The 17,051-nt window shown below is 53.6% G+C and carries 20 protein-coding genes and 2 pseudogenes; 19 read left to right on the plus strand and 3 right to left on the minus strand.

All coding sequences use genetic code 11. From position 1 onward, the window contains the following. The first annotated feature begins 6 nt into the window (after positions 1-6). The 14 genes from JH25_RS16745 to JH25_RS29020 all read left to right on the plus strand — a co-directional run bounded on the left by JH25_RS16745 (position 7) and on the right by JH25_RS29020 (position 11,122). Positions 7-762, plus strand: a complete 756-nt coding sequence (locus JH25_RS16745; protein ID WP_032877914.1) for a TIGR03747 family integrating conjugative element membrane protein — start codon at positions 7-9, stop codon at positions 760-762. A gap of 9 nt (positions 763-771) precedes the next feature. Next, positions 772-2,250: a UvrD-helicase domain-containing protein gene (locus JH25_RS16740; RefSeq protein ID WP_032877916.1), complete on the plus strand. Its 1,479-nt coding sequence runs from the start codon at positions 772-774 to the stop codon at positions 2,248-2,250. Between the two features lie 75 nt (positions 2,251-2,325). Continuing rightward, complete coding sequence (locus JH25_RS16735) at positions 2,326-2,637, plus strand: hypothetical protein (RefSeq protein WP_032877918.1); 312 nt, start codon at positions 2,326-2,328, stop codon at positions 2,635-2,637. Between the two features lie 151 nt (positions 2,638-2,788). After that, positions 2,789-3,103: an integrative conjugative element protein, RAQPRD family gene (locus JH25_RS16730; protein ID WP_236648088.1), complete on the plus strand. Its 315-nt coding sequence runs from the start codon at positions 2,789-2,791 to the stop codon at positions 3,101-3,103. After that, positions 3,100-3,339 carry a TIGR03758 family integrating conjugative element protein gene (locus JH25_RS16725; protein ID WP_032877922.1) on the plus strand — a complete coding sequence of 80 codons (240 nt, stop codon included), beginning with the start codon at positions 3,100-3,102 and terminating at the stop codon, positions 3,337-3,339. The genes JH25_RS16730 and JH25_RS16725 overlap by 4 nt, the downstream gene beginning before the upstream one ends. A gap of 18 nt (positions 3,340-3,357) precedes the next feature. Further along, the gene (locus JH25_RS16720; RefSeq protein WP_008437401.1) at positions 3,358-3,696 is read left to right on the plus strand and encodes a TIGR03745 family integrating conjugative element membrane protein; all 339 of its coding nucleotides are present in this window, start codon (positions 3,358-3,360) and stop codon (positions 3,694-3,696) included. A gap of 13 nt (positions 3,697-3,709) precedes the next feature. Next, the gene (locus JH25_RS16715; protein ID WP_008437403.1) at positions 3,710-4,090 is read left to right on the plus strand and encodes a TIGR03750 family conjugal transfer protein; all 381 of its coding nucleotides are present in this window, start codon (positions 3,710-3,712) and stop codon (positions 4,088-4,090) included. Then, a complete protein-coding gene (locus JH25_RS16710; RefSeq protein ID WP_020302977.1) occupies positions 4,087-4,740 on the plus strand; it encodes a PFL_4703 family integrating conjugative element protein in 654 nt (217 codons plus the stop codon). The genes JH25_RS16715 and JH25_RS16710 overlap by 4 nt, the downstream gene beginning before the upstream one ends. Next, positions 4,740-5,642: a TIGR03749 family integrating conjugative element protein gene (locus JH25_RS16705; protein WP_050549344.1), complete on the plus strand. Its 903-nt coding sequence runs from the start codon at positions 4,740-4,742 to the stop codon at positions 5,640-5,642. Before JH25_RS16710 ends, JH25_RS16705 begins: the two co-directional genes overlap by 1 nt. Then, positions 5,632-7,122 carry a TIGR03752 family integrating conjugative element protein gene (locus JH25_RS16700; RefSeq protein ID WP_032877924.1) on the plus strand — a complete coding sequence of 497 codons (1,491 nt, stop codon included), beginning with the start codon at positions 5,632-5,634 and terminating at the stop codon, positions 7,120-7,122. The genes JH25_RS16705 and JH25_RS16700 overlap by 11 nt, the downstream gene beginning before the upstream one ends. Next, complete coding sequence (locus JH25_RS16695) at positions 7,100-7,528, plus strand: TIGR03751 family conjugal transfer lipoprotein (protein ID WP_050549345.1); 429 nt, start codon at positions 7,100-7,102, stop codon at positions 7,526-7,528. The genes JH25_RS16700 and JH25_RS16695 overlap by 23 nt, the downstream gene beginning before the upstream one ends. Further along, complete coding sequence (locus JH25_RS16690) at positions 7,528-10,491, plus strand: conjugative transfer ATPase (RefSeq protein WP_032877926.1); 2,964 nt, start codon at positions 7,528-7,530, stop codon at positions 10,489-10,491. The genes JH25_RS16695 and JH25_RS16690 overlap by 1 nt, the downstream gene beginning before the upstream one ends. Continuing rightward, the gene (locus JH25_RS16685) at positions 10,488-10,784 is read left to right on the plus strand and encodes a hypothetical protein (protein WP_032877928.1); all 297 of its coding nucleotides are present in this window, start codon (positions 10,488-10,490) and stop codon (positions 10,782-10,784) included. Before JH25_RS16690 ends, JH25_RS16685 begins: the two co-directional genes overlap by 4 nt. A gap of 53 nt (positions 10,785-10,837) precedes the next feature. Then, positions 10,838-11,122 carry a DsbA family protein gene (locus JH25_RS29020; protein ID WP_236648036.1) on the plus strand — a complete coding sequence of 95 codons (285 nt, stop codon included), beginning with the start codon at positions 10,838-10,840 and terminating at the stop codon, positions 11,120-11,122. Positions 11,123-12,025: 903 nt separating this feature from the next. Here JH25_RS29020 and JH25_RS27950 read toward each other — a convergent pair. The 3 genes from JH25_RS27950 to JH25_RS28635 form a co-directional block, all read right to left on the minus strand. Further along, on the minus strand, positions 12,026-12,277 hold the full coding sequence (locus JH25_RS27950) for a bacteriocin immunity protein (RefSeq protein ID WP_081883298.1): 252 nt from the start codon (positions 12,275-12,277) through the stop codon (positions 12,026-12,028). A 96-nt stretch (positions 12,278-12,373) separates the two neighbouring features. Continuing rightward, a complete protein-coding gene (locus tag JH25_RS0127040) occupies positions 12,374-13,633 on the minus strand; it encodes an S-type pyocin domain-containing protein (RefSeq protein ID WP_050549346.1) in 1,260 nt (419 codons plus the stop codon). Then, positions 13,603-13,986, minus strand: coding sequence for a hypothetical protein (locus JH25_RS28635; RefSeq protein WP_164699515.1), 384 nt, complete (start codon positions 13,984-13,986; stop codon positions 13,603-13,605). Before JH25_RS28635 ends, JH25_RS0127040 begins: the two co-directional genes overlap by 31 nt. A gap of 459 nt (positions 13,987-14,445) precedes the next feature. Between JH25_RS28635 and JH25_RS29025 the strand changes: the two genes are divergently transcribed. The 5 genes and pseudogenes from JH25_RS29025 to JH25_RS28640 all read left to right on the plus strand — a co-directional run bounded on the left by JH25_RS29025 (position 14,446) and on the right by JH25_RS28640 (position 16,782). Next, complete coding sequence (locus tag JH25_RS29025; RefSeq protein WP_268872688.1) at positions 14,446-14,718, plus strand: recombinase family protein; 273 nt, start codon at positions 14,446-14,448, stop codon at positions 14,716-14,718. A gap of 41 nt (positions 14,719-14,759) precedes the next feature. Next, the gene (locus JH25_RS29210) at positions 14,760-15,035 is read left to right on the plus strand and encodes a helix-turn-helix domain-containing protein (protein ID WP_268872689.1); all 276 of its coding nucleotides are present in this window, start codon (positions 14,760-14,762) and stop codon (positions 15,033-15,035) included. Between the two features lie 385 nt (positions 15,036-15,420). Further along, positions 15,421-15,801: pseudogene (locus JH25_RS29240) on the plus strand (recombinase family protein); the annotation flags it as partial. 149 nt (positions 15,802-15,950) lie between these two features. After that, a pseudogene (locus JH25_RS29245) lies at positions 15,951-16,025 on the plus strand (recombinase family protein); the annotation flags it as partial. Between the two features lie 508 nt (positions 16,026-16,533). Further along, positions 16,534-16,782: a hypothetical protein gene (locus tag JH25_RS28640; RefSeq protein ID WP_164699516.1), complete on the plus strand. Its 249-nt coding sequence runs from the start codon at positions 16,534-16,536 to the stop codon at positions 16,780-16,782. The last annotated feature ends 269 nt before the right edge of the window (positions 16,783-17,051 follow it).

Genomic DNA, 17,051 nt, shown 5'->3' on the forward strand with positions numbered 1-17,051 from the left:
ATAACCATGGCCGATATCGCGGAAAAAGCACAGCAACAGCAGGAAGGTCAAAAAAACTTCCTGGGCATGCTGTTCTCCACCCCCTTTCACTTCTTGGGGGTGATGTTCGGCTCTTTGCTCGGCGCCATCGTCGTTGAATGGCTGTGCATGTACACCTTCTGGCCAGATGCCGGCTGGAAACATGCTCAGCAGATGTTCCAACACGAACTGGGCTGGCTGTCCCAGGATCTGCTGCACAGCGTTGTCATTAAAGAACCGGGGCGTACAGCGACCTGGCTGGCACAAACGGTCTATGACTGGCTGATGGTGAAAACCGGCATGCAGGACAACATAAATGCACTGACACAGTACGCTCGCTCAACATCACCACAACAAGCGGGAACCTTGAACCTTCGCTACGAACTCGGTCGGGCGATGATCAAGTTCCAGGACTATGGCTTAGCCGCGTTATACACAGTCCTGACCTTCTGTGTGCGAATGGTCATTCTGACGTTGACGATTCCGCTGTTCGCACTGGCGGCGTTCACTGGCTTGGTCGATGGCCTGGTGCGGCGTGACCTACGAAAATTCGGCTCCGGCCGCGAGTCAAGTTACCTGTATCACAAAGCCCGGGGGACGATCATTCCGCTGACCATCGTGCCCTGGACGGTCTACCTGGCCATCCCCATCAGCATCAGCCCCCTTTTGATTCTGTTGCCCTGCGCCGTGCTGTTGGGTGTGTCCGTTTACATCACCGTCTCAAGCTTCAAAAAATACCTTTAGGAGCTGCCCATGCAGTGGACTCAAGAACAGCAGCCCATCATCCACTCCACGGCTGACAAGCTGCTGGTTCAGGCCTTCGCCGGTACCGGCAAAACCACCACATTGGTGGGCTACGCCACACAACACGCCTCGGTGAAAATGCTCTACCTCTGCTACAACCAATCCGTCGAGCTCGCTGCCAGAGATCGCTTTCCACGCAGGAACGTGGTGTGTAAGACGGCGCATGGCCTCGCATACGCAGTCTATGGCAGTCAGTACGCCACCAAGCTGACTAACAATTTGCGCCTGACGAATATCGCAAGGGCCATCAACACCCAGGACTGGGAACTCGTGCGGGACGTCCTCAGCACACTGAACAACTTCATGGCCAGCGCCGATGACGAGTTGGGTCGTGTGCATTTTCCCAGGTTCCAGGGGCAACGAATGCTCACCAGTGCCCAGGAACGTTTCCTGAACAATGCTTTAAACGCGGCTAAAACCATCTGGAACCGGATGATCGATCTGCAGGACACAGGAATGTCGATCACCCATGACGCTTACTTGAAGCTGTATCAGCTGAGCAAGCCCGACCTGAGCGAACGATTTAACGCCATCCTGCTCGACGAAGGTCAAGACGTGAACCCGGTTATTGCCGACATAGTAAAAATACAACGGGTCCGCAAGGTGGCAGTCGGAGATCCCCACCAGCAGATCTATCGCTTCCGCGGTGCAGAAGATGCGCTCAACAGCGACTGGATGGCCGACGCCGAACGTCACTACCTGACACAAAGCTTTCGCTTCGGCCCTGCCGCCGCGCATGTTGCCAACACCATTCTTTTTTACAAGGGTGAGAAACGAAAGCTGCAGGGGTTAGGTTGCAACACCCTGGTTAAACGGGCTCTGCCTGAAGAGCTACCGCATCGCACGTTTATCCATCGTACCGTGATCGGCGTCATCGAGAACGCCCTGCAGCTGGTCGCAAGAAACCCCAAGATTTTCTGGGTCGGCGGTATCGACAGCTACTCGCTACGCGACCTGGAAGATTTATACCTATTCAGCCGCAACCGTAACCAGGAGGTGCAGAACCGCAGGCTGTTGCGAGATTACCGGGACTTTTCGCAGTACATGGAAATAGCCGAGGTAAGCCAGGATACGGAGATGTTGCGATCGATCAAGATTATTACAGCCTATCCGGACCTGCCCCAGCGGATCCAAACCTTACGTTCCCGCTCGGTAGATAACGAGCTAGACGCCACCGTGACACTCACGACTGGGCACAAAGCCAAGGGGCTGGAGTGGGACTTTGTCAGCCTGTATGACGACTTTAGCGCTGATCCGCTTTCACCTGATATCGATCAAGGTCGTAAAGATGACGAGTTGAATTTGCTGTACGTGGCGGTGACGCGAGGGATGAAGATTCTAGCGTTGAACTCGATGGTGCTTTCTATCATGCAGCGCTATGTCGATGCTCGGACCTCTGCACTCCAACCTCAGAAATCACGCGCTTAGCAGCAAACTATTTCAGATTGCTGGCACGCGCTCATTATTGAAACCCTGGTAGCTCTGCACATTGAGGACGTCGCCATGGGCCGTCAGAAATTTGAATACCACACTGAGTTCTCTCCCTTTCATTACGTTGTCAAAACCAAAAAGCTCTTCATGTTCAAGTCCGAAGAGCCCACCACTGAACCCGACACCCGGGGTTTTCTGGAAGATTCTGAACGGCAAAACCGCCTTGCTCAATTAGGCAACGAAGGCTGGGAGCTGGTCAGCGTCCAGCCCGTGGTCAAAGGAGAAGTCAAGGTTGGCAATCAAAACGCCCAAGGCTGGGCTTATGGATTCGCCTTGCCCATCGGGTATCTGCTGTTCTTCAAACGCCCTATCCACTGTGAATGATGGGTTCGGTACCGCCAGAAGAAATCCTTACAGTCCTGAATATGGTTTTCTTGCGGCGACCATAGCTTGATCACGGCAAGCTGACGGCATCAGGAATGACTAGAGCCCAGCCGTGATCCAGTACCCGCGTCTCACTGCACTCACTCGCCGAATTGCCTTGCCAGGCCTCATCGTACTTATCGGATGCAGCCTGCCTGTCTCTCATGCGGCCGCTGCTTCAGCCTCTGAACAGGCCAACTTGGACGTGATGATCCGCCAGTTAAATGCCTTGGAGGACACCGCACGTCGTAGCGCTCAAGTGGCCGACGAACCTGGCAAGCGTTACTTCTTCGATTACCAGCGCCTAGCAGGTGATATCGCCCGAATTCGTCATGGGTTGGAGGGCTATCTCACCCCAACCCGAGCCCAGCCTCGTGATCCTGTTGAGCTGTCAGGCCAATACACGACAGAAGGACGCAAGCCATGAGCATGAGCGGCGCTCAGGCTGCTGCGTTTCAAGCGGCGGGAGGATTCCCTGCCTCGACGAGCTACCTGTTTTTCGTCGGCGTCGCTGTAGCCATCATCTTTATGTGGGGCGCCTGGGCTATCTGGAGCTGCTACCGAGGATGGGCCACTGGCAACCTTGATCGAACGATTGCCTCGACCTCGGTCGTCCGCATCCTACTGCTTTGCATGATCCTCACCACATTTGTTCTTAGTTGACCCTATGGGAGATACACCATGACTTCATTCTTAAAACCGGGCCGCATGCTGATCGGGTTGCTTGCTCTCCCCCAACTGGCCATGGCGGCTCTTCCTCAGTCTCAGCCTCCAACCCGGGGGGAAGGCTCTAACCTGATGCAAACCATGCAGAACTACGCCTTTGACGGTTTTACTTTGCTTGGCCTCATCATCTGCGCCGTCATTTTCAGTGGCGTTGCTTGGCATGCCTTCGGCACCTACCACGAAATTCAACTTGGCAAGAAAAAATGGGGAGATCTGGGGGCGACAGCCGCCGTTGGCGTCGCCATCCTCGGTGTCGCCATTTTCCTGGTCACCAAGGCTTCAAATATTCTTTAAAAGAGCCTTGGCCATGACAGAACTCTCAGACGATGGGACCCTGATTTTCCTCCCTGTGCGATTGAACAATCAACCAGTCATCATGGGCGGCCTTACCGCTGACGAAATGTGGGCCACCTTGGCGTTAAGTACCGGCGCAGGGCTGGTTATCGGTATTCCGGCCGCGATATTGACCCAGATTTGGGCACTTATCATCGGCGCCGCCATGCTCTGTGCTGTCCTAGGGCTGTTTCTTGCCAGTCGTTTCTTGCGTCGGTGGAAACGCGGCCGACCTGATACATGGCTATACCGCCAGATGCAACTGAACATCGCGCGGTTTTTTCCGACGTGGAATAAAGCCCTGCTGATTACTCGTACAGGTGCGTGGACCTGTCATCGAACGGAGGTTCAATGACTTACCGTAAAAAAGTAGACGCCCAACTGGCCCACATCAACAGCCTGCGCATGGTCATTGGTTTTCTCATTGCCCTGGGTCTGTACATGGCTTATGGCTGGCAGAGCGCACCGCGTGACCTAACTGTTCATGTACCTCCAGATCTACGTTCAGGTAGCACCCGTAAGTGGTGGGATATTCCACCGGAGTCGGTATACGCCTTCGGTCTGTACATTTTTCAGCAGATGAACCGTTGGCCCGTTGACGGTGAAACCGACTACGAGGACAACATTACCCGCTTGGAAAGCTACCTGACTCCCAGCTGCAAAGCCTACTTGCAGAAAGATTTCGAGCTACGCCGCAATAGCGGGGAACTGCGCAAACGTGAGCGGGGTGTATTTGAAATTCCAGGCAGAGGCATCGACGATAAGTCTGAGCAACATATTGAACAGCACAGCATCAATGACTGGACCGTCAACCTGGACATCACCGCTGACGAGCACTACGGCGGGGAGCGCGTAAAGCGGGCATTTGCTCGCTATCCGTTAAGAATTATCCGATTCGACGTCGATCCCGAAAAAAACCCCTTCGGCCTAGCCTGGGACTGTTATAGCAGTAATCCACAACGCATCGAAGTCTCCGCAGAAACGACCAGAGCAGGAGGCAAATGATGACACGCCGCCTACTGATCATCGGACTCTTAGCCCTTCACTTCTGCGGGTTGGCCAACGCCGTCGAAATCCTGCGCTGGGATCGTATCCCTATAGCACTGCCCTTGATCGTGGGTCAGGAGCGTATTGTCTTTGTGGACCAAAACGTACGGGTGGGTCTGCCTCGTAACCTCGTCGACAAACTGCGCGTGCAGAGCACCGGTGGTGCCCTCTACCTGTTGGCGAAAGAGCCGATTGAACCGACTCGCTTACAGCTGCAGAACATGAACTCCGGTGAGATCATGCTCGTGGATATCATCGCAACGGTAGGAAAACCGAATCAGGTCGCATCCGAGCCGGCTAAAATTGTAGCCGGGGACAGTCCCGCCCCGCGTTACGGCCAAGTCAACGCCAAACCTACAAGCAACCATGCAACTTCTTCCACGGCCCAAGCCAGCGCTCAAGTCGAGGAGGATGAGGATGCGCCGAAACCGCGTCGTGAGACCCCTCTTCCGGTGGTCATAACGCGCTATGCCGCACAGATGCTTTACGCGCCCCTACGCACCGTTGAGCCCGTGGAGGGGATTGCTCAGATCAATCTGAAGCGCGGTTTGGACCTCACCACCCTAATGCCGACATTGCCGGTCGAAGCCTCTGCGTTGGGGTCGTGGCGGTTAGACGAGTATTGGGTCACGGCGGTGAAGCTACGTAACACAAGCGCCCAAAACCTCACATTGGATCCGCGTGACCTGATGGGTGACTTTGTCACCGCGACTTTTCAGCATCCCTACCTTGGCGCCAAAGGTGATTCCAGCGACACCTCGACGGTGTACTTGGTGACCCGTGGTCATGGTCTAGCCGAATCGTTATTGCCGGCCGCCATCAGCCAGATCGATCCGAAGGGAGGCCGTCGTGAAGAGTAATCCACTTGTTAAATACCTGGTCATATCGTTCGCGATCCTGGCGATATACGTAGTGGTCAAATTATTCAATCGCGAAAGTGCCGATCAACAGGTTCATGCGCCGGAAACGGTTGTACTTAGTACGAAGGAGGCTAAAAAGCTTGGGGTTGACGGAGATACACCCAGCGACACATTGCGCACCATTGTCGTGGAAAGCAGACAACTCAAGGACCAAGTCTCCAATGCTTTGAAGAACAATGACGAGCTAAAGCAACAGAACATCGAGCTGCAAAAACGCCTGCAGAACATCGACCTCAACGTCGATAACAAACTGCAGAACGTTCAGCAAACGATGAAGCAGGAGGCGCAACAACAGAGCCAAACCCTCTTGGACACACTGCAGCAGCAGTACAATACCCTGAGCAGCAAATCGGGCAGTGGCAATGAGTCTGGATCTGATTTGCCGATCGGCTTCGGCGTTCAGCCAGGTGACGGTCAAGGCTTCAAAGGCGGACCTGGCGCGGACGTTGTTTGGATAGAGCCGCAGGACGCAACGCCGGTCGATGTCAACGGCAAGCCCATCGCTGCAGGGTCAAATCAAACGGCAAGCGGCTTCAACTTCCCGACCTCTTTTGGCGAGTCCGTGGACCGAGGACAAAACGCACTGCGCACGGGCGCTCAAAGTGTTGCGAATGAAATCTCGCCACAGGAGGCCCGCAAACAGGTGCGCAAGGTCTACACCTTGCCGCAGAACTCGACATTGATGGGTTCGGTGGCCATGTCCGCGCTGATCGGCCGGGTGCCCATTGACGGCACTGTCAACGACCCCTACCCGTTCAAGGTATTGATCGGGCCGGACAATCTCACGGCCAACGGCATCGACTTGCCCGACGTCGCCGGCGCGGTGGCCAGCGGAACGGCTTCCGGCGATTGGACCCTGTCTTGCGTACGCGGTCAGATCAAAAGCCTGACGTTCGTCTTCAATGACGGCACTGTGCGCACGCTGCCACAACCTCAGGAAGAAACGAATAGCAGTCAAAATAGTAACAATCAGAACAATGGCAACCAAACCACCATTCAGGGTGGCCTGGGCTGGATAAGCGATGCCTATGGCATTCCTTGTATCAGTGGCGACCGCAAGAGCAACGCCTCGCAATACATTGGCTCGCAGGTACTGATTACCGCCGCCGGCGCAGGTGCTGCCTCCCTCATCAAGTCAGATGGAAACAGCGGTTCTTTTATAAACCCTCAGTCCGGAACCATCGGTTCTGTCGGCGGCTCGGGCAGTGAAGCCATGGGCAAAATCATTGGCCAGGGCGTCAATGACGTCTCCAGCTGGGTCAACAAAATCTACGGGCAAGCCTTCGCAGCGGTGTATGTACAACCCGGGGCAAAGATAGCTGTGCACCTGGACCAGCAACTGACCATCGATTACGAACTCAATGGCCGCAAGGTCAACTATCGCTCAGGAGCCCGTCATGTTTCGACTCCGCTTGACTAATCATGGCTTAAAACTAGGTGCATACCTGGCCATCGCCCTACTCGCCTCGGCCTGTTCCACCAACAAAGACGAATTGCTCCCCCATGGGGACCGCACAATGATGGACGTTTGGGATCAAGGTTCCAGCGGCTCAAGCAGCTCGAGCAGCCGCCAATGGCTCGATGCACGCCAAGATCTTCGTCGGCCTCTGGAGACGAGGGAAACAGACAACACCATGTTCACACGTACCGCACAAAATGAGATCTACAGCCAATTTAAACGCCTACCCAATCCCGACCTGGTGATGTACGTCTTTCCTCATTTAGCGGGTTCAGACCCGGCACCGATCCCAGGCTACACCACGGTGTTTCCGCTGTATCAGCGGGTGCAATACGCCATGCCTGGCGAACGCACGGAGGCATATTGATGGTTTTTTTTGAACGATTCAAAACGCGACGGGCGACAGAGCGTGTGGAACCTGGCGTAACACCAGATTCGCCGTTATCTGACGATGTGCAGGGATCAGCAACCGAGACGTTTGAGGCTGCGACAGAGCGTTACTACGAACGCCTTGCTGCCATGGGTATTCCCTCGCCGAGCGATTGGCGTAACCCAAAAAAAAAGCCAGCCACAACCGCTGATGCTGACTGTCTATACGACGTCAACCCCTCCTTCGTAGACCTACTGCCCTGGGTGGATTACCTGCCTGCAGAAAAAGCCATGCTATTGGAAGACGGCGTGTCACGCGCTGCCTTTTTTGAGCTGACACCGATAGGTACCGAAGGTCGGGATCCCGAATGGTTACGCAAGGCCCGCGACGCCCTGGAAAACGCCCTCCAGGACTCCTTCGACGAGCTTGAAACCTCACCCTGGGTGGTTCAGCTCTATGCCCAGGACGAAACCAGCTGGGACGATTACCTTCAGCAACTGCATGACTACGTTCAACCACGCGCACAAGGCAGTGCATTCACCGAGCTTTATTTGAAGCTGATGAAGCAACACCTGGAATCCATCTCCAAACCAGGCGGGCTGTTTGAAGACACCAAGGTCAGCCAACTGCCCTGGAGGGGCCAGCAGCGCCGCGTCCGTGTTGTTGTCTACCGCCGTACCCAAGGCGCGCAAGCGGATGTGCGAGGCCAGGCGCCAGGTCCTTACCTGAAAATCATCTGTGATCGCTTGGTGGGCGGCTTGGCGAACGCCGGCATTAAAACCCATCGCATGGATGGCCACGCCATTCGCCATTGGCTGATTCATTGGTTCAATCCACGTCCCGATCATCTTGGCCCTGCCGATGCAGATATTCGCCGCTTCTACGAATTGGTGTGCAAGCAAGCACCTGCTGCTGCAGAGGGCGAGCTGCCGCTCGCCAGCGGCACTGACTTCTCGCAAAACCTGTTTTATCGCGAACCACTGTCAGATATAGAGAAAGGTCTGTGGTATTTCGACGGCCTTCCCCATCAGGTGGTGATGCTTGACCGCTTGAGGGATGCTCCCAAGACCGGGCACTTAACCGGTGAAACCCGAAAGGGCGGTGATGCGCTCAACGCGCTGTTCGACAAAATGCCAGAGGACACCATTCTCTGTATCACTCTCGTGATCACCCCGCAGGACATTCTCGAAGGGCATCTGGAACAGCTTTCACGCAAGGCAGTTGGAGACACGCAGGCCTCGATCCTGACACGCGAAGACGTCGCCACCGCCCGTCAGTTGCTTGGGCGCAAGCACAAGCTGTACCGAGGTAGCGTAGCGTTTTACCTGCGGGGTAAAGACGATGCCCAACTGCACGAACGCAGTTTGCAACTCAGCAGCGCATTGCTGGGTGCTGGCATGGAGCCGGTGGAACCTCGGGATGAAGTGGCACCGCTGAACTCCTACCTTAGATGGCTACCCGGCAACTTCGACCCCAATGCGCGCAAAGCACTGGAGTGGTACGCACAACTGATGTTCGCCCAACACATTGCGAACCTAGCCCCCGTCTGGGGTAGGTCGACCGGAACCGGGCGCCCGGGTATTACCCTGTTTAACCGTGGGGGAGCGCCGATAACCTTCGACCCGCTGAACAAGCTGGACCGGCAGATGAACGCGCATTTGTTCATTTTCGGGCCTACGGGTTCAGGTAAATCGGCCAGCGCGACAAACATCCTTAGCCAAATCATTGCCATCTATCGGCCACGTCTGTTCATTGTGGAGGCTGGCAACAGCTTCGGCTTACTCGGTGATTTCGCCAAAAAGTTGGGTTTGACGGTAAACCGGGTTCGACTTGCCCCTGGATCGGGTGTCAGCCTCGCGCCATTCGCTGATGCCGTGAAGCTCATCGAACCCAGCCAAAACGTGAAGATTATCAAAGCTGATGATCTTGAGGCATCGGACGAACATCTGACTAGCCAGACCGAAGATGAACAACGCGACATCCTGGGCGAGATGGAAATTGCGGCCAGGCTGATGATCACCGGTGGTGAAGAAAAAGAGGATGCCCGTCTTACTCGTGCCGACCGTAGCGCCATCCGCCAATGCATACTGAATGCAGCGAAAAAATGCGTGACGGAACAACGTATCGTCCTGCCGGAAGATATCCGTGAAGCGCTGCGAGAAATGGGACTCGAGCCCGGTATTCCAGACGCCCGAAGCACACGATTCTTGGAGATGGCGGAAGCCTTGTCCATGTTCTGTATGGGCACCGAAGGCGACATGTTCAACCGTCCTGGCACCCCATGGCCAGAAGCGGACATTACCATTGTCGACCTTGCCACCTATGCGCGAGAAGGCTATAGCGCACAGATGGCCATCGCTTATATTTCCCTGCTCAACACGGTCAACAACATTGCCGAGCGTGACCAGCTTAAAGGCCGTCCGCTGATCTGCTTCACCGACGAAGGCCACATCCAGTTGAAGGTCCCACTCCTATCACCCTACTCCGTCAAGATCACCAAAATGTGGCGAAAGCTCGGCGCCTGGTTCTGGATGGCCACCCAGAACGTTGACGATGTGCCGCCAGAAGCCTCAGCCCTACTCAACATGATCGAATGGTGGATGTGCTTAAACATGCCGCCTGATGAGGTGGAGAAGATCGCACGGTTTCGTGAACTGACTCCTGCACAGAAGTCGATGATGCTGTCAGCGCGTAAAGAAAGCGGCAAATTCACCGAGGGCGTCGTGTTGTCCAAAAGCATGGAACTGTTGTTCCGGGCGGTACCACCGAGTTTGTACCTGGCCCTCGCCATGACCGAGCCGGAAGAAAAAAAGCAACGCTTCGACATCATGCAAGCCAAAGGCTGCAGCGAGCTCGATGCTGCTATTGAAGTTGCTGCAACGCTTGACCGCTATCGCGGTATCGAACCTCACATCATTACTTTCCCCGAGCAAGTCACGGCCTTGGAGCGCCAGGCATGAGAGCATTGAATTCCCTGACCCAGAACCTGATAGAAAGTCTAACCCAGCTGCTTGAACAACCGGGCGAAGACGCCCTTCAAACCCTTGAGGTGTGTGCCCCCGTTTTGATAGAGCAACTGCAACAGGTTTTGGTTCGTGCGGTGGATCGTCGTGACATTGAGTCCCAACTTCACGCGGTGTTAGCCAATTGGCTGCGACAGCACCCACAACCCGAGAATGCTGAGAACGCTCTTCTTGAGGCCCTTCGTAAACAAGCGCTGCTTTCATCGAAGCCAGCCGAGGCTCGGGCATGATAGGCCTTCGCAAATAATGGTTGATGCCGGGGTGCATTTTGGCAGGCACATCGATGGCCTGCTTTGCCCTCACTCGAAGTGAGGTACCGCCCCCGCACAGCACAGGCCCGTGGTTATTTGGACCTTCAAAAGCACGCTGGACTGTGACTGAGTTCGCGGATCTGGAGTGCCCCTACTGCAAGACGTACACACCTGCGTTGAAAACCTGGATACAGCAGCAGAAGGATGTAAACCTGCAGTGGCATCATCTGCCACTGGATGTGCACGGTCCCACCGCAGTACACGAAGCCAAGCTCGCTGAATGTGCGAGGGCGCTTGGTGGCGCACCTGCCTTCTGACAAGCCATTGACCAGATCTTTGACCGGACCCGTAGCAACGGTGAGGGTTTCGATGGGCATCTGAAAGTTGTTGGTGTTACTAACCAGGCCCTGTTGTCCTGTGCAGCCACCGACAAAGTGATCGCCCAGCGTGTCGGCCAGCAGGCCGAGGAGGCCGTCAAAGCCGGGGTTACGGCCACTCCTACTGTCATAATTACAGACAACACGACAGGCCGCTCCGTAAAGCTTGAGGGACCAGCTGATGCGGTGTTGTTGTTATCAGCCATTGATTGGCTAGCTCAGAAAAAGGAGCAGCGACACTCTAAAAAATTCGACCGTTAAATCAGACAGTTTTGTGCGCTAAACCAAAGTCATCAAATGCGTAGGCTGCTCCAGTGCTCTCCAACTCTCATATACGCTTGCGTGGCGCTGTTCGTCACGTCTGGTTTTTAGACGTATCACAACAATGGCTATCAGTCCCTATCGTCCGCCATGGCGGCGGATGCAATTTTTGTCTGAACTGCTCTGAATCGCCCCGGATTCTCTAGACACCTTGCAAGCTCATTTGCAGATTTCCTACTACCTGAGCCGGGCCCTCGCCAAAGGCGTGTTAGTTGGGGCCAATCCCGTTGACGTTGACTTCGTGAAAACGGTGTTATCCCCAGGCCTGGACGGGCTTGAAGCCAGGTTGGCCCGTAATGGGTATGGGATTAATGCCCTGTGTGGCCATCTCGGGGCTCGACGAGCGGAGGTCCGCGCCTATCTGGCAGGTCAACTGCCACAAGGTCGAGCTGAAGACTTCAACAAAGAAATTCATAAGCTGGGTGTTTTATGAACTGTAATGCAATGGTAGTCATGGGCCGCTCAAAACCGGAAAACCCAGTCACCGAAATTAACTCGGTGACTGGGTTTAACTGACTTCAATTAAGCGGTTTTGAAGCTTGGCTTACCGTTGGCGGCTCGCCATGCTTTAACTTCTGCAACTACTGCCTCTGGGCCACTTTTCCCATCTTCGGGATAGTAAAGTAAATCTGAGCCTGAAGGATGCTCTGAAATCTCCTCAAATTCCATTACGGCATTATCATGTGCTTCTTCAGATGGATAGTCCGCACTATATAGTTTATTAAAAAATAAAAGAAAATCAGATTCTGTCATTTCATTTATTGATGTGCTCATTATTTCTTCTCCTGATGAGTTTCGATATGCCGCTTTGGAGTAATTACGATAATGTTATCAATGTTAAAAACATTCTCCACCTGTGGAGATGTAGTTTTAGTGGTGCAGTTCATATTTTTTACGCGCTCCCGCACGCTCAATCTTTCTGACGAATGCCGCATACCCCTTTTCCATGGCGGCGACACTACCTGGATCAAACTGTTTAGAGAGCTCGGGGTCACCAGCTACGGCTTTCCAAAACGCCTCTCGAAAAGCCCTGAAGTTCTTGAATTCCTTACCCCGAAGCTGATCAGCAATCTGTGACGGAATGGGTGCCCCTTCACCTTGCGATGCAGTCCCTAGCCAGATCCCCGACACGGGTTGACCTACACCGGTTACCACACCGGGATCTTCACGCCGATCCCGGAACATCACATAGATCGGAGGCAACCCCGAATCTGCCGGGAACACGGTGATGAAGTCATCGAAACCGGCCTCCGCCCCCCCTGGGAAGGTGTCAATTCGGCTCTCAACTGGCGTTACCGTTGCGCCAGTATAGACCGGCGGTGCGGGCTGTTCAGCAGGCGATGTGGTTGAACTGTTCCCTGGGTTGACAATAGGCGTCCAGGTCAAGGTCCTACGCGGAGTGTCTCCTGTCGTTACGCTATAGACGTTCTGCGCAGCATCGTAGGTAGCAGCCACCACCCTGACGCTTGAAGGAATAGTCGTACTATCAGTCTTAACTATGATGACTTCTGACTGTCCATCCGCTGCTGTTTTTGAGTTAAGCCGCACGGGTAGGTTAACGGTTCCACTGGTGGCGGCAATGGCAAGTAAATCTTGGTTTTGCTCAGGGTCGAGATCCGACAGAGGGGTGCTAAACGTATAACGCTCAGGCAGCTCACCATTGGCCAGTTTTGGCGAGTAGGCCAGGGTAGAAACACCCACCAAAAGACCTGAGGCGGTACCGGCTAGCAAACTGGTCAGTTCGGCAATTGCGGAGCGAATCGCAGCTTGCAATGTAACTGCCGCCGTTTCAATAACATTTATAGTTCCCACCGCGGAAATAACAACTGGGCCAGTTGCTGACGCAGAGCCTGGCGCACGAAACGTATTGGCGACTCGAATAGCTTCTGCTGCAAGACGCGTCTGTTCAGCGGCAGCCTTTGCAGCGGCATCAGCAGTGGCTTTGTCAGCGGCAGTCTTTGCAGCAGCCTCAGCCGCGATTCGAGCTTGAGTGGTCGCCAATTCTGTTTTCAATGCCGCAGATTGAGAATTTAAAAGCGAAATTTCATCGTTAATATATTTGGCTTGATAGGCCGCTTTGCGAGCCTCATTCCAATGACTTACCGTATCAACAGGTGGGATGAGTTGCATGCCCCGCTTATACGTCTCTTCAATAAAATCCCTGTCAGTCTTACTAAAAAATCGGCCCCATAAAAAGCATCGGCGATGGTTTTTTGAGCTTGATAAGCGGGAGTTTTCTGAGCGACCAATGAATCTCGCAAGGTAATTTCGTTACTTATGCTGGCTGCAGCCCCAGGGTCATTAATTACACTGCCTCCTCTGGCTGACGCCAGCTTACTTTCAACCGTTTGAGACAGGATTTGAAGCTTTGCGGAATATTCCTTTACCCCGTCTTCGGTTGCCTGCTTCAAAATAGGTGGATAGTAATTATTTAGAAATTTTATAAATGACGTCGGGTCAATTCCTGGCGCTACGCCCATCATAGGACCGCCGTTACTAGGGACTACATTTCCACCCCCCCCACCAACATAATTGGTTCCTGCAGGGGGCTGAGCCCCCTACATATGACGTGGGTAGTAAAATAGCTTCGCCTGCCATTCTGTTCTCCTTAACGTTTGATTTGAGCTCATATCTTGATAATACGAGCTAGCTGTCTCCTTCCTTACGCCTTGCCAAGCGTTGACGAGAAAACGCAGCTCACAAATACTGTATGTAAATCCAGCATTCATGCACAACCGCAATATGCACATATGCATATCTGCTGACGAACAGTAATAGCTCAATTCACTGCTCATATGTCCGAAAGGGGATCGTTCAACGGACGGTTTTTCCCCGCTCTGATCGATTGGCTGAAACGCCTTCTTTTCTTGGGCGTCGCCTGTCTCATTTGAGTGGTACGATATATTTATCGTTGAAGGCCCCTTTGGTATTACAGTTCGACCATGACAACTACACTCATTAGCTACGCACGTTGCTCGACCGACAGGCAAGACCTCACCTCACAGAAGGAGGCTTTAATCAAGCTCGGTGTGAAAGCGGATCGCATTTATACCGACCATGGTTTTATCGGTACGAAAAGAGAGCGGCCGGGGCACGACCAGGCCCTGGCGGCAGTGCGCCACGGGGATACGCTGGTTGTCCTTAAACTCGACCGCCTTGCACGCTCCGTTCCTGACGCGCGTGCGATTGGAGATGAACTCACGGCCGCTGTGTGAGGTTGCAGATCGGGACCAGTGTCCATGATCCTTCCGATCCGATGGGCAAGCTGTTCTTCAACATTCTCGCCACGTTCGCTGAGTTCGAGTCGGACCTCATCAGACTGCGCACGCCGGAGGGGATGGCCATCCCACGGGCCAAAGGTAAGTTGCGCGGTAAGAAGCCGAAGCTCTCGGATCGCCAGCAAAAAGAGCTGTGCCGGATGTATGACACCGGCGAGTACTCGATCAGTGATCTGGCCGAAGTGTTTTCCATATCAAGACCGACCGTCTATCGAACGCTTGCGCGCCAATCAATCGGAGCGGCTGCGACATGAACTGACCAGGTGGGGCGACGGGCAGAGAGGTGTCGTCGAGGTTGATGCATTATTGCTTGCGGATATACGCAAATAATGTGGGTCGGGGACGCAGATAAAGTCAGTTAATGTGGGCAACTGCCCGGATAGAATCAAATAATGTGGGCAACCTCGGTCGGATAGCGTCATTTAATCTGGGTTCAAAAAGGCGGATAAACGCGAGCCCAACGATTTATAAACGCAAGCGATAGCAGGTAGGCAGATCAAACAGTGCCGAGCGCTGTCGCTCGGTGAGAATGTGTCGTCTCGGCATCACCACTGTCCCTGTTGAAGTATAGTTTGATTTGGACAAAAATCAGCGCATGTAAATCAAGGCTTTCCAACACCGTAAACGACGAGGGTTCAATTGGGACAGCGCGCAGCCATCTATTGTCGAGTTTCGACTGCAGACCAATCATGCGAACGGCAGGAGCGTGACCTGACGGCGTTTGCCAGTCGTGCCGGTTACGATCCCATCGGGGTCTTTAAGGAGACCGGTTCCTGTACGAAGCTTGACCGCGCCGAACGGCGAAAAATCATGGCATTGGCCCAGTCACGGCAGATCGATGCCATTATCGTAACAGAGCTGTCTCGATGGGGGCGGTCGACGATCGACCTCCTCAATACGCTACGTGAACTGGAGAGCTGGAAGGTATCTGTCATTGCCATGAACGGTATGGCGTTCGACCTGTCGTCCCCGCATGGCCGTATGCAGGCGATGTTTCTTTCCGGCATTGCGGAGTTCGAGCGTGATCTCATCAGTGAACGAGTCAAGTCAGGCCTCGCCGCTGCTCGCGTCCGAGGACGTAGGCTCGGGCGGCAAGTCGGCGTGCGCCCGAAATCCGAAAGCTTTACCCGAAAGTCATCGAAGCGATTGAAGCGGGTCGCAGCTATCGGTGGATCGCCCGGGGTCTTGGTATTAGCAAGAACACCGTCACTGAAATTGTCCGCAGACATCGCGAAACTGCTTAGCGTGTCATTTCGCCCCCTGCCGAAACCGACCCCACAGGGGCTTAGCGTACGATTTTTTTCCGAATTCTGTGCTCGCCCCTTTACTGACGAATGCGGGAAAGGTGCACTTGTAATGTGGGAAATGGTCACTGCGAGGAGCTTGCGGCGGCAAAGAAACAATATTAAGCAGATGATCTGATCGTTTTTGACCGATTTTCTGCCTTCAAAATCGACGGAGGCTGAAGCGGGCCAGAAATACACACCTACTTGAGAGTATCCTTAGCTGTAAATTCACTATTATTTCAGAAATATGAGGTAGTTGACGGATGGGAAAAACTTCTGAATTTGTTTGTTCGATAGTTCTTGGAATCATTGTAGCAATCATTGCAAAAAATATGAGTGCTGAAGATAATGTGCCGAGCGGCCTGATGATTTTAACTGTGCTTGTAACAAGCCAAATATTCAAATTTATCAGAAAATACTCCGCTAGTAAAGAAGAAAATAAGCTTTAAACATATTGGAGGTGATTATGCGAAGACTTACGGATGGTGAAATCAAAATTATAAGTGGAGGGGGGGATGGACAGTTACTAGGAGAGCTAATAGGTGGTGCCATCGGTAGTAAATTGGGTGGTAATGGTGGAGCTGTTGTTGGCGGATATGTGGGGAATAAAGTTGGAGGATTTGTGGAGGGACTTTCGAATGTAAAACCAAGCCCTGGAATTCCTATTATGGGTATTCCTCCGATGGGATCGTTAAAACCTTTTAGCAGCAAATAAAGGGGTAGTCCCTTCGGCAGAGTATTGATGCGAGCCCACGTGTCTCACCCGTGGGCTCGCATTAATTAATGCTGATAATGAAGCTCTAGTTTCTTCTTCGTTTATACTCTTAAAAAAGTTATCTGGAGCTAGGAATGATTATTAGCATCAGTGGATGCGCCACTGGTAGTCGATACCGGCGCCAGTCTATACTTGACTCATCAGGCAATCACCTACCGCTATTAGCCGGTCGCCTCGATGATAATGAGCTTTTCTCATCCTTGTCCAGA

This window comes from Pseudomonas sp. BRG-100 (genome assembly GCF_000737955.1).
Lineage (GTDB): Bacteria > Pseudomonadota > Gammaproteobacteria > Pseudomonadales > Pseudomonadaceae > Aquipseudomonas > Aquipseudomonas synxantha_A.

Bases quoted from the DNA above. Each gene is read 5' to 3' on its own strand.
- JH25_RS29020 (WP_236648036.1), top strand. From the start codon at position 10,838: ATGGCCTGCTTTGCCCTCACTCGAAGTGAGGTACCGCCCCCGCACAGC.
- JH25_RS0127040 (WP_050549346.1), bottom strand. From the start codon at position 13,633: ATGCAACTCATCCCACCTGTTGATACGGTAAGTCATTGGAATGAGGCT.
- JH25_RS16715 (WP_008437403.1), top strand. From the start codon at position 3,710: ATGACAGAACTCTCAGACGATGGGACCCTGATTTTCCTCCCTGTGCGA.
- JH25_RS29025 (WP_268872688.1), top strand. From the start codon at position 14,446: ATGACAACTACACTCATTAGCTACGCACGTTGCTCGACCGACAGGCAA.
- JH25_RS27950 (WP_081883298.1), bottom strand. From the start codon at position 12,277: ATGAGCACATCAATAAATGAAATGACAGAATCTGATTTTCTTTTATTT.
- JH25_RS16705 (WP_050549344.1), top strand. From the start codon at position 4,740: ATGACACGCCGCCTACTGATCATCGGACTCTTAGCCCTTCACTTCTGC.
- JH25_RS16685 (WP_032877928.1), top strand. From the start codon at position 10,488: ATGAGAGCATTGAATTCCCTGACCCAGAACCTGATAGAAAGTCTAACC.
- JH25_RS16720 (WP_008437401.1), top strand. From the start codon at position 3,358: ATGACTTCATTCTTAAAACCGGGCCGCATGCTGATCGGGTTGCTTGCT.
- JH25_RS28635 (WP_164699515.1), bottom strand. From the start codon at position 13,986: ATGATGGGCGTAGCGCCAGGAATTGACCCGACGTCATTTATAAAATTT.
- JH25_RS29210 (WP_268872689.1), top strand. From the start codon at position 14,760: ATGGGCAAGCTGTTCTTCAACATTCTCGCCACGTTCGCTGAGTTCGAG.
- JH25_RS16740 (WP_032877916.1), top strand. From the start codon at position 772: ATGCAGTGGACTCAAGAACAGCAGCCCATCATCCACTCCACGGCTGAC.
- JH25_RS16695 (WP_050549345.1), top strand. From the start codon at position 7,100: ATGTTTCGACTCCGCTTGACTAATCATGGCTTAAAACTAGGTGCATAC.
- JH25_RS28640 (WP_164699516.1), top strand. From the start codon at position 16,534: ATGCGAAGACTTACGGATGGTGAAATCAAAATTATAAGTGGAGGGGGG.
- JH25_RS16690 (WP_032877926.1), top strand. From the start codon at position 7,528: ATGGTTTTTTTTGAACGATTCAAAACGCGACGGGCGACAGAGCGTGTG.
- JH25_RS16725 (WP_032877922.1), top strand. From the start codon at position 3,100: ATGAGCATGAGCGGCGCTCAGGCTGCTGCGTTTCAAGCGGCGGGAGGA.
- JH25_RS16710 (WP_020302977.1), top strand. From the start codon at position 4,087: ATGACTTACCGTAAAAAAGTAGACGCCCAACTGGCCCACATCAACAGC.
- JH25_RS16745 (WP_032877914.1), top strand. From the start codon at position 7: ATGGCCGATATCGCGGAAAAAGCACAGCAACAGCAGGAAGGTCAAAAA.
- JH25_RS16735 (WP_032877918.1), top strand. From the start codon at position 2,326: ATGGGCCGTCAGAAATTTGAATACCACACTGAGTTCTCTCCCTTTCAT.